We start from the raw sequence: 14028 nt of genomic DNA on the forward strand, positions 1-14028 counted from the left end.
ATCGCCGAACGTCTATTTTTTATCTCTGTCGACATGCGAAAAGAGAACAACGGAGCCCTCTGAGTGAGCCTGGTCGTAGGAGAAATCACGTGCGTGGAAACATTCAAACAGAGATTTCATTCCGCGCCTCCCCAACCTCCTTTGATGAACTTCGACGTATACCTTTTTGACACCCGTGAGATCAGCGTTCCGAAATAGCTCGAGTTCCCCACCTTCGATGTCGCAAACTATCAAGGTAGGCTTCAATTCTGTTACAGCAGCGTTGAAGCTTTGCACTTTGATCTTATCAACCCTTATGGCATCTGGCATTGGGACCAGCGATGACGCCCAAAAATCACGATGGACGTAGAAATCCACTTGTGCTTGATCCTGCGGGCCATTTGCGAGCACCGCATTTTTTATCTCCCATTTTTTGATATCGGTGCCCACGTTCTCTTCAACAGTTCGTTGAATACCCGCAATGAGAGTTGAATTCGCCTCGTACGATACAACTCTCTTGGTGAGCGGATTCTTCACTAGAAGCGTGGACACAAATCCTATCCCAGCTCCAATCTCGAGAACAACCTCATCTTGTTGAATGATCCTGTTAATCTGCCGGGCTTCCTGGACTTCGTACCTCTTATCGAGGATCACTTTCATCATGCCTTCCGACATATAGGCCGGATCCAAATTCAGCCTGACGCCAAAATGCTCTACTGTTTGCAACGTCGTTCCCCCTAACTTTGGCACCGATCAATATGCAGCTTTCGGCCATATGCAAGTCAAAACGCGCTTCTAATATGCGGCATTAACAAGCAACATCCAGTCGACATTAGGTGAGGATGGCGTTAGTGACGGCATAAGTTTCTGCAAAGGCAACCTGAGATACGTTTTCCGAAGACCATACTTGACAGCTTTCACGCGGCCATGCTTCACCGGGTGGCCTACACGGGGACGCACATGGATACCGGAACTCATGATAAACTCGTCGATAAAGTAAACTCCGCGGCTGGCGCGCGTCCCGTCAAGGTCGGTCCAGAACCTGCAAGGGTTGTGTTTGCGCCGAGCTTCGATGACATTAGCACTGCAGACATCACAATGACGTTCTGCATACGGCTCCACAAAGGGAATCCTTGGCTCGCTGACCGTCTCGACATGATGGCGAGCTATTATGCTCCATGCCCCAGTATTGTCGTAATTGACTTTGGTTCTGCACCAGAATACGCGTCAATAATCAAGAAGATATGCCAAAATCGCGGCTACAAATACCTTTTTATCGACGACTTTCATGTCTTCTCATTGGCGAAGGCCAGAAACGCTTCTTTTGGCCTCGTAGAAACAAACTTTGCTTTCTTCTGCGATCCAGATTTTGTCGGCGAGCGCGACTTGTTCGCTCGATTGGCGCAGAATGCCTCCGCCCTCAATATGAGGAATGTTGTTGATATCGTCCTCAATCTGCCAGCGTTCCACCTCGACGAGGACGATACTCTGATTTTTGAGGGATTGGCCGACCGTGAGCAGCGATCATCCTTCCTGCGATACCTTTCCTTCAAGTTGAATTACGCAGAAGTCTCGGCTGCCGACGGCCGGTTTGTCGCCCCATACTCGAATGTGTTCCTGATCAACCGAAATATGTTCAACATGGTTGGGGGCTATGACGAATCATTCAGAGGCCACGGGTCCGAAGACTTCGAGTTCCTCCTTCGTCTCGCAATCCACACAGGCCACCTGCCGCTACCGAATGAACCGCAGAAAGATTCACATGGGCCGTTGAAAGATGCCTTCTTCAGGGCGCGCTCATATTCTGGCTTTCGGAGAATGTTTGAGCTAATGTCCCAACCCACTGAGGGACTTGGCCTGAAGGTTTTCCATCTTCATCACCCGCGTGGTACGGACCCAACTTGGTATGGAAACAATGATTGGCGCCGGGACAGATTTTCCGCGGCCACCGGAAAATTTCTTTTCGACCATCACCGTTTGCTTGAAATCGACCACCTCCCGCGGAACAAGAAAATTGCTTGCCTCTGCAAAAACTCCGACACGTGGGGGTATTTTACCCCCCTCCGCCTTGCCGGCTATGAAACAATCCCTGTATTCGATGATCGTCCCGCAACTGTCGAAGCCACTACGCAGGCGTTGATCAACGGCGAAATCGACGATATCGCAATCTTCAATCCGTACATGAAGAGCCACTCTTCATTTCGTGGCATCGTAATGCTGGCCCGGGAACTTAATCGCAACGTTGTCGTCATTGAGCGCGGGGCGCTACCTTCGACAATCTATTATGATGATGACGTTTGCTATAACAGCGATCGCTTTAGCCCGGATGAGTTCGTTGCATCAACCTTCACGGAAGCCGAACTGGTGGAGGCGCGGGACTACGTGCGAGATCTCCGGCTCGGTTCCAAGTCGCTTGAGGCAATGGACGCGTACGATACAACCGCTGCGCGGCATTCTGCTCTATCTGCAATTAATGGAAGAAGTATTTGCTTAGTCCCCCTTCAGCTTGAAGACGATATGGCAGTTACGATGTTTATTAAGGGCAAACAGCGTTACCAGGAGTTCGTCGACAGCTTGCCATCTGTGACAGAGCAGAACCCGGATGTCATCTTCGTTGTGAAGCCCCACCCACTTTCGAAGACGGATAACTTGCGTTCGGCTGACAACGTCATCATCGCCGAACGGACCGACAACATTCATTTCTTGCTCGATCTTGCCGACGTGACGCTCTGCTATAACTCCGGCGTAGGTCTTCTTTCGATTTTGCAAGGAACGCCGACCGTCACTCTTGGGAATGCCTTTTATAATATGGAGGACATAGGTCATCGGGCATCGTCGGCTGCCGAAGGCGTCAAGGCTTTCAAGGAAGGTGGAGTTCCGAAACCTTCAGAGCAGATGTGCACGAGATTGGCCGCATGGTTTACCCAGCGCAGGTATTCTGAGTTTATCGCCACTGACGCGATCCGCGAATTCGAGACACGACGGTCACATGGATATAAAGATATTACGGTCACCAAATTCAGGTGGCGTGAACATTCGTACAATTTGGCTAGGCTAAAGCAGACAGCGCCGTTCTCATGGAAAAGCTATGCAGCGTCGCGCATCGCCCCCAGTTCGGACCCTGCTGATTGGAACGATGAAAAGTCCTTGAAGCAGGCCGCATCTAAGGCATTCCATTCCAAGCGTTACGACGATGCCGCACGGCTTTTTGCGGAAGCTCACAAGGTCGGAAAGGATAAAGCAAAGCTCCTACGGTTTGCCGCCGAAGCTAATTACCGAGCTGGCGACAAGAAAACCGCTGTCGCCCAGCAAGAGGAAGCCTGCTCGATCATCCCAAAGAACAAGCGAGCGAGGCGGAGATTGATGGTTATGCGCACGCCAGTGTTGCGCTATGTCATCGGGGCAAACATTATTGATATTCCCGAGCCGTAAGAATCGTGGTCGCCTCCCTCAAGAGGGGAGGAGAAGATCTCTGCGGCTTTCGGGGACAGACGCTTGTGTGTGCCAGATCACCGTGCGATTTGCGCTCCGATTTGCGGCATGACCCTCGTTTAAGCGCCTTTAACTCAAATTGAAGATAATTCTCCAATGTAGTTGATCCGGCATTGCCAGTGCCTTACTGCACTATGGCATTGATAACGCAGCTGTGATTTTTTTGAGGGCGGTCCGCTAATTGGCTTGTTGTGCGACGTCCAGTGTGCTTTGCAGGTGCCAATTAGAGTCTTTTGCAAATAGGTCGGCGATGGCATCGAGGATCAATGTCTTCGCCGATATCGAGGGAAATCAATTGGTTCGATCGAGTATTTTGTTGATTTGCCTTGCCTTGGCGGGCTGCCAGGGGTTGCCTTCGCAGGGGCCACTTGCCGATACAATTAACAAGGATGCCGGGCGATCTGCCGCAGAAGTCGGCCGCCGCAATGCCGCCGTTTTCGATATCGTCGACGTCGACAGCCGCTCCGCCACTCTCGTTTCCAACTATGTGGCGACTGCTCTCAATCGCCGCTTCGGTATTGGCGGTGGCGTGGGTCGCGTGGTCATTGGCGTCGGGGATCACCTGAAGGTTACGATTTTCGAAGCAGGCAGCGACGGCCTCTTTTCGACGACGGAATCAAAACAGACGAACCTCGATATTGTAGTGCAGCCAGATGGTATGGCCGCAATTCCCTATGCTGGATCGGTCCAGTTTGAGGGCAAGACTCTTGAAGAAGCCCGCAAGGCAATTCTTGCGTCACTGGCCAACAAAGCCGTCGAGCCGGACGTCATCGTGACGAGCGTGAGCACCGCATCCCGAAATGTCACGGTTTCTGGTGAGGTCGGCAAGCCGTCCCAGGTGCCGCTGAGCCTCGTCAGCGAAAAGATCACCGAGGTGCTTGCGAAGGCAGGGGGCTCACAGGCACAGCCCTACGAAGCCTATGTCACGCTCGTCCGCGGCAAGAAAACCGGCACGGCGCTTCTGAAGTCGATCATCGAAAATCCCTCGGAAGACATTTACGTCCAGCCCGGCGACCGGATTTTCGTCTCGAAGGACCCGCGTACCTTCACTATTCTCGGCGCCGCCAATCTCAATGCGCGCATCAATTTCGGTGCGAACGATCTCAATCTGCTTGAGGCGGTCGCACTTGGTCGAGGCGGCAATGATTTGGCGACGGACGCAAAAGGATATTTCCTGTTCCGTTATGAAGAGCCTGATGTCGTCATGAGCCTGCTTGGCACGAAGCGGTTCCATGAGTTGCTGAACAAGGGATTGGCGCCGGACAGCGTCGGCCGCTATCCAATCGTCTATCGTTTCGACATGAGTCATCCGGATAGCCTGATTGTTGGGCAGACGTTCCCGGTCAAAAATCGCGACGTTATCTACATCTCGCGCCATCCTACCGTCGATATTCGTATGTTCCTCGGAATTGTCGGGCAACCGGTCGGTATTGCCGCGCAGAGCGCTGGAATTTACAACAACATGAACAATTAGATCTAGTTGCTGATTGTCGGTAGCTTTTGGAAGGGGCTCCATCAGGAAATGATGGCGCTCCTTCCTTTGTTTACAAACGGTTACGGTTGTTATTGAAAGTTATGGGAATACAACTGCAGATACGATTTTTTCGGATGACAAGCCGTATCTTTTATGATGTGAACTTTAGCTGGCATTGATATCCGCCCTCTGCCGACTACTGCCATAACGACACCGGGTGAACATGACGATTGAGATTATTGGGCGCGCAAGCGTTGCTCCAGGCGCTTCTTCAGTGGATGAACTGCGGCAAATTCTCGAGGACGGAAAGTGCACCGTCAGCGAAATCCCTGCCGAGCGCTGGCAGCTCGCCCGCTACTGGCACCCGCATCAAGGCATCCAAGGCAAGACCTACACGTTCGCCGCCGGCGTTCTTACTGACGTCTATCATTTCGATCCGGCTGTTTTTGGTCTTTCCCAGCGCGAAGCGATGCAGATGGATCCGCAGCAGCGGATATTGCTTAGCCTTGTCTGGCGTGCGCTTGAGGACGCCAATCTTCCTGCAGCTTCCTTAAGTGGCGAGCAAGTGGGCGTCTATGTCGGTGCATCCAGCCTCGATAACGGCAACCTGGCCGTCGAGGATCCGGCGACCGGCAGCCCTTATTTCATGACGGGCAACACTCTTTCGATCGTTTCGAACCGTATCTCGCATATCTTCGGGCTGCGCGGCCCAAGCATGACGATCGATACGGCCTGTTCGTCGTCGCTGGTGGCGCTCGACCAGGCCGTCCGCGCGCTTGATCGCGGGGACATCGATACCGCGATTGTGGGCGGGATCAATCTTTTGGCGCATCCGCTTTCCTTCGTCGGCTTTGCGCAGGCGCGTATGCTGTCGCCCGAAGGCCTGTGCCGAGCCTATGACACGAATGGCCATGGCTATGTGCGCGCCGAAGGGGGCGTCGTGCTTGTGCTTCGCCGCACAGACAAGGCTCTGCGCGAAAGGGATCGCAGCTACGCCCGCCTTCATGCAACCGGCGTCAATTCTTCAGGCCGTACTAACGGCATTTCCCTGCCGTCCCGGGAGGCGCAGGCTGCCCTTCTCAAGTCGGTTTACGAAGGCGCCAATATCGATGTAAATCGCATCGCCTTCATCGAGGGCCATGGTACGGGCACGCGCGTCGGCGATCCCGCTGAGGTCTGGGCCATCGGCAGCGTCATCGGAAAGAACCGCCGAGCGCCAGTTCCGATCGGCTCCATCAAATCGAATATCGGTCATACCGAACCAGCCTCCGGCCTCTTCGGTCTCCTAAAGGCCGTCATTGCGCTTGAAAACAATTTCCTGCCGGCAACGCTTCATATCGAGCGGGCCAACGAAGACATCGATTTCGAGGATCTGAACGTTCGCGTCAACACCTCTCCGATCGAGCTGATGCCTGCGAAAACCCCGCGCTTTGCAGGCGTAAACTCGTTCGGCTTTGGCGGCACGAACGCCCATGTCGTGATCAGCGATCCGGATCCCGTCGCACCGCCTGAACCGCAAGCAAAGGGTGATCGCGTCATCTTCATGGCAAGCGCCCATAGTGCCTCGGCGCTTGAGGGCCTGCTTGATGACTATAAGCAGCGTCTGGAGCAGGCCGATACTCGGGAGGCGCGCCAGCTTGTCGCTTCGGCGGCAGCGAACCGTGAGGCATTGCGCCACCGTTTTGCTGTCAAAGCGAAAGATAGCGACGGAGTGCTGGCGGCAATCAGCGCTCATCTGGCAGGTGAGCCGACGGCTGGCGAGCATGGCGAGGTTCCTGGTCAAGGCGTGCGGGTTGCATTTGTCTTCGCCGGAAACGGCTCGCAATGGCCGGGCATGGGCGTGGACGCCTATCGCGAAAACGCCCATTTCCGCCAATGCTTCCAGTCCTTTAGCGCTCTTTTTGAATATTATCTCGGCGAAAAGCTGACTGATCTGCTCTTTTCCAAAGACCTTCCAGAGCGGCTTGCAGACACCAAGATCGCTCAGCCGATGCTGTTTGCGGTACAGGCGGCATTAACCGACTGCCTTTCGGCGCAGGGCCTTAGGCCAGATGCGGTTTTTGGCCATTCGGTCGGCGAAATCGCCGCTGCCTACGCCGCCAAGGTGCTGACGGCCGCAGAAGCTGTGGCGATCGTCGCCAAGCGCTCGCAGCATCAGGATCTGCTCGCCGGCGAAGGCAAGATGGCAGCGGTCGTCATGAGCGCGGATGCCGCGCTTGCTTTCGCAAAAGCGAACGGCTTCGACAATATCTGCATCGCAGCCATCAACGCGCCGAATTCAGTGACGATTTCCGGCACATCAGACGAGGTTCAAGCCTTCCGCGACGCCGCCCGCAAGGCGCAGATCGTGGCGCATGTGCTCGATATTAATTATCCATTCCATCATCCGATCATCGATCGGGCGAGGGATGCATTCTTCGACGATCTACCGGATCTTGAGCCAGATGCCGGCACCGGCACGTTCATTTCCACCGTCACGGGCCGCCATGCTGATGGGCAGACGCTGGACACGGCTTATTGGTGGCGTAACGTGCGCGATCCCGTGCTGTTCAAGGACGCTTGCGAAGCCGCGATGGAAATGGGTTGCAACCTTTTCATCGAAATCTCGCCGCGCCCGATTCTTTCGAACTATGTGACTGACATCGCCAAGAACATCTCTCATCAAGCGGCCGTAATCCCGACGCTTGCGCGAGAAGGCGGAACCGGCCGCGATCCGGTCGCGCAGTCCTTCGCGCGTGCTGTGGCTCATGGCGTATCGCCGCTTCGCTCACGCAACGCCGCCGGTCGCAACGCCTTCATTCAACTTCCGCCGCTGCCGTTCGAGAAAGTCGAATTGCGTCCGCAGCCGACGAGCGACGAGATCGACATCTTCGGCCGCGATCAGCGTGTGCCTTATACGCTGCTCGGCTGGCGAACCGATCCAAACGCATCGAGCTGGAAAAACCATGTCGACGCCAACCTACTGCCAGACCTTGCAGAGCATGTCGTGGATTCAAAGGCGATCATGCCTGGCAGCGGCTTTATCGAGATCGCCGTAACAGCCGCGCAGCAATATTATGATACGGACGAGGTCGAACTCGGAAATCTGGAGATCGTCCGGCCGCTGGAACTGCGGCAAGATCGTATCGCCGAACTTTCGACGGTCCTTTCTCCCGAAACCGGCAACATCGAAATCCGCTCGCGCGAACGGCTGAGCAATGACGACTGGACCGTTCATGCCGTAGCCCGGGTACGCAAGACGATCGATGCTGTGGCTGACGAGCGCGCAGCCCCCGTCGCCGGCGAAGTCAAATCGGTTCTGACGGCCGAAAAGACATATGAGACAGCTGAGCGCTTTGGTCTGCAATATGGTCCGCATTTCAGGCTGTTGTCGAAGGCCGTCGCATTCGGGCACGGTCTGATCGAGGTCGATCTCAAGACGGCGCAAAAGGCTGCACACCCTTACCTGATCTACAATCTGAATCCGATGTCGGTCGATGCAGCGTTTCACGGTCTGGTGGCATTATTCGATCAGCTGTCCGGCGATCAGGCAGGCGCGCCCTATATCCCCGTGCGCTTCGGCTCCGTTCGCGTCAGGCGTTCTGAACGCCCGGTCGTCAAGGCGACGATCGGGATCGAGCGGTTCAGCCAGAATTCGATCAAGGTGCGTTTCCGGATGTTCGACGATGCCGGTACGCAGGTTGCGGCATTCGACGATTGCCGCTTCCGCCGGACGTATCTGAGGCGTCACCATACGCTGGATTCCGTCGCGTTTCACTATGAGAGCGTCCCGTCCGCGCTTTTTGCCGCAACACCCGAGGTCTATGCGCTTCCGGTCATTGCTGGCGCCCCGGACGTTGCGCTGAATAACGCAACCCTTCTGCTCGACGCCGCCGTCTATCGCGCGTGCCACGAGATCGCGCTTGCGCTCGCGGCAAAGGATGGCTCGATTACGATTGGCAGCCTTCCCGGCGATGCCGCATTCAGATCCTTCCTCACCAGCTGCCTCTTCAGCCTTGAAGATGCGGGCATTGCCTCTTCCGATGATGGAAAATGGACCGTTGCGACTGAATTCACGCTGCCGCCGGTCCAGGAGGTTCTGCGGGAACTTTATGGTGAAGATGCCGGCCGCATCGCGGAAGCCGTCCTCATCAACGATGCGCATCGCGACGCTCTCGAGAAAATCGCGGCCCTCAAGCAGGGTAACGACATTGCGTCTTCGAAGTCGGTCAGCGAAGCGACGCTGGAGCATGTTCTCGTCCATTCGCCCTTGAGCTTGCACCGCCTCTCCGTCGTAAGCGGCATGGTCGATGGTGTGCTGAAGGCGAAGAAAGGCGGTATCCGTCGGATTCTGGAAGTTGGGTCGATCTCGGCCGCCTTCAGCCGCAAGCTTGCCCTGGCGGCAGCCGAACACGGCGCTTTGCTCGTCATTGCCGAACCGCGTGAAAATATCAGGCGTACGCTGGAACTCGCCTTCGAAGACAGTACGCATATCATTGTCGCAGACCCCGATAAGCTCGACGATCAGGCCTCGGCCGATCTGGTCGTCGCTGCCGGCGATCAGAGCCAGCATTTTCTTTCCAGCGACGAGGCGCTCCAGGCTGTCGTGCGCAAGGCAGCAGCTCACGGTGCGACGCTCGTGCTTGCCGACCGTGCGCCTTCCGCTTTCAACGACTTCGTATTCGGCCTGTCGGAGGGCTGGTTTGCAGGCAGCCAGTCTCCGGAATTTCCGATCGGAAAGCTCGGAACCGCCCGGCAGATTGAGGATCTTGCACATTCGCTCGGATTTGCGGACGCAAAGGTCGATGAAGCCGAGTATCCGGAAGGCAGGCTCGTTTCGCTGATCGCGCAGCCGAAGGCGGTAAGCGAAAAACCACTGGCCGCCGAGGCCGAGAATGGCCCGCTATTTGTGATCGGCGAAGGCTCAAGCCACGCCTCGGACTTCGGGGGGCTCGCAACAATATCCGTTGCGGCGGGCGAGCCGAAGGCGGCTTACGTTGAAGCCTTCTCCAAATTCGCGGGCCAGCCGGTGCGTGCGGTCTATTATGCCGAGCGCGCATCGAAGGAAGACCCGTCGAAGCTGTCACAAAATCGGCTCGTCACATTTGCTTCTTTTGCAGAAGCGCTTGCCGCCTACATGCAGTCCGGCGAGGCTGCCGCAAACAGCCGTCCGCAGCTTCTTCTCATCGCGCCCGGCGGCTCGCCGCTTTCCGGTGATGGGACCGACGGCGCTAACTCCGGGCTTTGGGCCTTTGCCCGCGTCCTGCAGAACGAGTATGAATTCCTGGACGTCCACACGCTCGATGCGGAACCCGGCGATCGGCGTGTTTCCGGCATCGTGAATTCGATCTTCGCATCACATGGGGCAAACCGTGAATGGATGCTCGACGCGGCAACCGGCGAGGTCCGTGAACTGCGCGCTGTTACTGGGCCTTCAGCGTCCTCTGGCCGGATGACGGGCGGTTATGCCGCTGCCACGATCCGCCAGCATTCGGCCGGACGCCTCGACAGTGTTGCCTGGGAAGCTTGTGACGTACCGTCTGCTGCCGACGGCGAGATCGTCGTTGCCGTCGAGGCAACGGGTCTCAACTTCCGCGATGTCATGTGGGCGATGGGCCTGCTCCCCGAAGAAGCACTGGAGGACGGCTTTGCTGGCGCCACGATCGGCATGGAGTTTGCCGGACGTGTTGTCGAAACAGGCATGGGCGTCAGTGATCTGAGGCCTGGCGACAAGGTGATGGGCATCGGCCCGGCCGCGTTCTCGACGCATGTGAGGGTTCGCCGGGATGGTGTCACCAGGCTACCCGAACGGATGGATACGGTCGCCGCAGCAACCGTGCCGGTCGCGTTCCTCACAGCCTATTACGCCATGGTCGAGCTCGGCCGCATTCAGCCCGGCGAGACGATCCTGATCCATGGTGCCGCAGGCGGTGTCGGCCTGGCTGCCCTGCAGATCGCAAAGCTGAAGGGCGCGACGGTCATTGCCACCGCCGGAACGCTCGAGAAGCGTCGTTTCCTGGAAACGCTCGGCGCCGATCATGTCTTCGATTCGCGCTCCCTGGACTTCGTGACCGATATCCGCCGGGTTACCGATGGTGCCGGTGTCGATCTCGTTCTCAATTCGCTCTTCTCCGAAGCCATGGAGCGTAGCCTGGAGCTCGTGAAGCCGTTCGGGCGCTTCCTTGAACTTGGAAAGCGCGACTATTATTCCGACCGCAAGATCGGGCTCCGGCCTTTCCGCCGCAATATCAGCTATTTCGGCATCGATGCCGACCAGCTGCTCGTCAATGTGCCGGAACTCACGAAGCGGATATTCACCGAAATCGGAGAGTTGTTCTCCGCCGGAAAGCTCGTACCGATCCCCTATCGCGCTTTCGGTTTTGACGAGATCAGCAGCGCATTCCGTCTCATGCAGAATGCCGGCCACATCGGCAAGATCGTCGTCCGTCCCCCGGTCATCAGCAAGGACAAAGTTCTTCCGGCGCCCGGCAAGGCGCTTCATTTCGATTCCGATGGCATCTTCCTTGTGGCAGGCGGCATCGGCGGCTTCGGTCTTGCAACTGCAAACTGGCTGGTTTCGAAGGGCGCCCGGAAGATCGCGCTTTGTTCGCGCAAGGGCGTTGCCGACGACGAGACCCGCAAGGCGATCACCGAATGGACAAAGAAGGGCGTCACGGCAAGTGTGCATGCTTGCGACATTACTGAGGAGAAGGCGGTCGCCGCCCTGCTTGGCGAATTGCGCACCAAGGCGCCGCTGAAGGGCATCGTCCATGCAGCCATGGTGCTTGACGATGCCCTGCTTTCGAACCTCACGGCAGAACGCAACCGGCCCGTCGTGGACGTCAAGGTCAAGGGCGCGGAAATCCTCCACCGGTTGACGGCAGATGACGACCTCGATCTCTTCCTGCTGTTCTCGTCCGCGACGACGATGCTCGGCAATCCAGGGCAGGCGAACTATGTCGCAGCCAACGGCTACCTCGAAGGTCTGGCGCGCCAACGCCGCGCAGCCGGACTTGCCGGTCTGGCGGTCGGCTTCGGCGCGATTGCAGACAAGGGCTACCTGGCGCGTAACGCCGAGGTGAACGAGGTGCTTTCGAAGCGCATCGGCAAGTCGGCCTTGAAAGCGGGCGATGCACTGGAGCAGGTCGAGCGCTACATGCTTGCCGATCAGGGCCGCATCGAGGGTGCGACCGTCATGATCGCCGAGGTCGACTGGAGCGCGGCGCGGCTTCTTCCAATTGCCGGAAAGTCGCTCTTCGAGACGATCATGCGCCAGGCAGGAAGCAGCCAGGCGACCAATGACAACGAAACCATCGATCTCGAGGCGATGATCGCCGGCAAGTCTGCAGATGAAGCGCAGGCCCTTCTCCATAAGCTGGTCGCTGCCGAAATCGCAGCGATCCTGCGTATCACCGAAGATGGGATCACACCGGAAAAGGTCCTGAAGGATATCGGGCTCGACAGCCTGATGGCGATGGAACTCGGCATGAGCTTCCAACAGAAGACCGGTTTCGACATACCGCTGAGCGGTATCAGCGATGGCACGACCATCGGCGATGTTGTGGCTCGTCTCCGGGAGCGCGTGGCCAGCCGTAGCGGTGGAAACGAGGGAGCAGGCGAAGCCGAGCAGGTTGTCAGCCAGCTGATCCAGAGTCATTCTGGCACGGTTCAGAAAGCGGCAATGTGAAATGACGGACAATCCAGACGGCAAGGCGCAGGACCGGAAAACGGGACTGCTCGATCAGATGCGGCACGCCAACGAGTCGTCCGGCAGAAACCGGGCAGCCCGGATGAACCGCCACCCTCAGCCGCCCGTTCGCCAGGTGACACGATTCGACGAACTGCCGGAATACCAGCGGGTGATGACCCAGAAGATCGGGGCGCAGATCGCCGGCATCGGCAACCCCTTCTACCGGTCTCATGACAGGGCCGCAGGTGCGACGACTGTCATGTCCGGCCGGGAGTTCGCAAACTTCGCCTCTTATGACTACCTCGCAACCAATACCGACCCGCTCGTCAACCAGCGGGCAAAAGAGGCGATAGATCGCTTTGGCATTTCCGCGTCGGCAAGCCGGCTGGTTGCTGGAGAGCGGCCCGTGCATGTCGAACTTGAACATGCGCTTGCCAAGGTCTACGGCGTCGACGCTGCGGTCTGCTTCGTCAGTGGTTACCTGACCAATGTTGCTGCGATCAGCTGTCTGATGGGCCCGCAGGATCTCGTGATCCACGACGAATTCATCCATAACAGCGCGCTTGCCGGGATCAAGCAATCAGGCGCGACACGCCGTCTCTTCAAGCACAATGATGTCGAGAACCTCGAATCCGTTCTGAAGTCGCTGTCCTCCGACTTCCGGCGTATCCTGGTGATCGTCGAAGGCGTCTACTCGATGGACGGCGATATCGCCGACTTGTCGGCACTGGTCGAGCTGAGGTCGCGGTACGGCTTCTGGCTGATGGTCGATGAGGCGCACGCTCTCGGCGTCCTTGGGCAAACCGGTCGTGGCAGCTTCGAACATTGCGGCATCGATCCACATGACGTCGACATATGGATGGGGACGCTTTCAAAGACCACATCGAGCTGCGGCGGCTATATAGCCGGAAGCCAGGCTTTGGCGGACGTCTTGAAGGCGGAAGCCGGCGGCTTCGTCTATAGCGTCGGCTTGGCGCCGGTACTGGCGGCTGCGGCATTGACCGGCCTGGAAATATTGACGAAAGAGCCGGAGCGTACCGCCCGGCTGCGGCGCAACGGCGCGCTCTTTCTCAAGCTTGCGAAGGAAGCCGGCCTCGATACCGGCCTTGCGACCGGCTATTCCGTCGTTCCGGTCATCGTTGGGGATTCCGTTCGCGCCGTGCAGCTTTCCAACGATCTTCTCGAAGAGGGCGTAAACGCGCTGCCGATTATCCATCCGGCAGTTCCCGAGGGCATGGCGCGACTGCGTTTCTTCATCACCTGCAATCACACGGATGAGCAGATTAGCCATGCCGTCACTGTGACCGCAAAGCGGCTGAAAGATTTACAGGACCGCAATTTCGGCCTAGGTTCGATCGACTTCGAAAAGGTCATGAAGCTCCTGCCGATGAACCAGATGGCGGGCAAGCCCTAA

General features: G+C 57.3%; 5 protein-coding genes. 4 read left to right on the top strand and 1 reads right to left on the bottom strand.

Annotation, left to right across the window (positions count from 1 at the left end):
* Positions 1-12: 12 nt before the first annotated feature.
* Positions 13-639 carry an FkbM family methyltransferase gene (locus A3C3_RS0122525; protein ID WP_022716847.1) on the bottom strand — a complete coding sequence of 209 codons (627 nt, stop codon included), beginning with the start codon at positions 637-639 and terminating at the stop codon, positions 13-15.
* 300 nt (positions 640-939) lie between these two features.
* Here A3C3_RS0122525 and A3C3_RS38955 point away from each other — a divergent pair, with 300 nt between their 5' ends.
* The 4 genes from A3C3_RS38955 to A3C3_RS0122545 all read left to right on the top strand — a co-directional run bounded on the left by A3C3_RS38955 (position 940) and on the right by A3C3_RS0122545 (position 14028).
* Complete coding sequence (locus A3C3_RS38955; protein ID WP_167521958.1) at positions 940-3411, top strand: capsular polysaccharide export protein, LipB/KpsS family; 2472 nt, start codon at positions 940-942, stop codon at positions 3409-3411.
* Positions 3412-3766: 355 nt separating this feature from the next.
* Positions 3767-4945: a polysaccharide biosynthesis/export family protein gene (locus A3C3_RS0122535; RefSeq protein WP_028739904.1), complete on the top strand. Its 1179-nt coding sequence runs from the start codon at positions 3767-3769 to the stop codon at positions 4943-4945.
* Positions 4946-5168: 223 nt separating this feature from the next.
* The gene (locus tag A3C3_RS0122540) at positions 5169-12611 is read left to right on the top strand and encodes a type I polyketide synthase (protein ID WP_022716850.1); all 7443 of its coding nucleotides are present in this window, start codon (positions 5169-5171) and stop codon (positions 12609-12611) included.
* 1 nt (position 12612) lies between these two features.
* Entirely contained in the window at positions 12613-14028 is a 1416-nt protein-coding gene (locus A3C3_RS0122545) for an aminotransferase class I/II-fold pyridoxal phosphate-dependent enzyme (protein WP_022716851.1), read from the top strand.

Origin of the sequence: Rhizobium mongolense USDA 1844, assembly GCF_000419765.1 — a bacterium.
GTDB classification, from domain to species: Bacteria; Pseudomonadota; Alphaproteobacteria; order Rhizobiales; family Rhizobiaceae; genus Rhizobium; species Rhizobium mongolense.

Excerpts from the sequence above, each read along its gene's own strand:
- A3C3_RS0122525 (WP_022716847.1), bottom strand. The coding sequence starts at position 639 with ATGAAAGTGATCCTCGATAAGAGGTACGAAGTCCAGGAAGCCCGGCAG.
- A3C3_RS38955 (WP_167521958.1), top strand. The coding sequence starts at position 940 with ATGGATACCGGAACTCATGATAAACTCGTCGATAAAGTAAACTCCGCG.
- A3C3_RS0122545 (WP_022716851.1), top strand. The coding sequence starts at position 12,613 with ATGACGGACAATCCAGACGGCAAGGCGCAGGACCGGAAAACGGGACTG.
- A3C3_RS0122540 (WP_022716850.1), top strand. The coding sequence starts at position 5,169 with ATGACGATTGAGATTATTGGGCGCGCAAGCGTTGCTCCAGGCGCTTCT.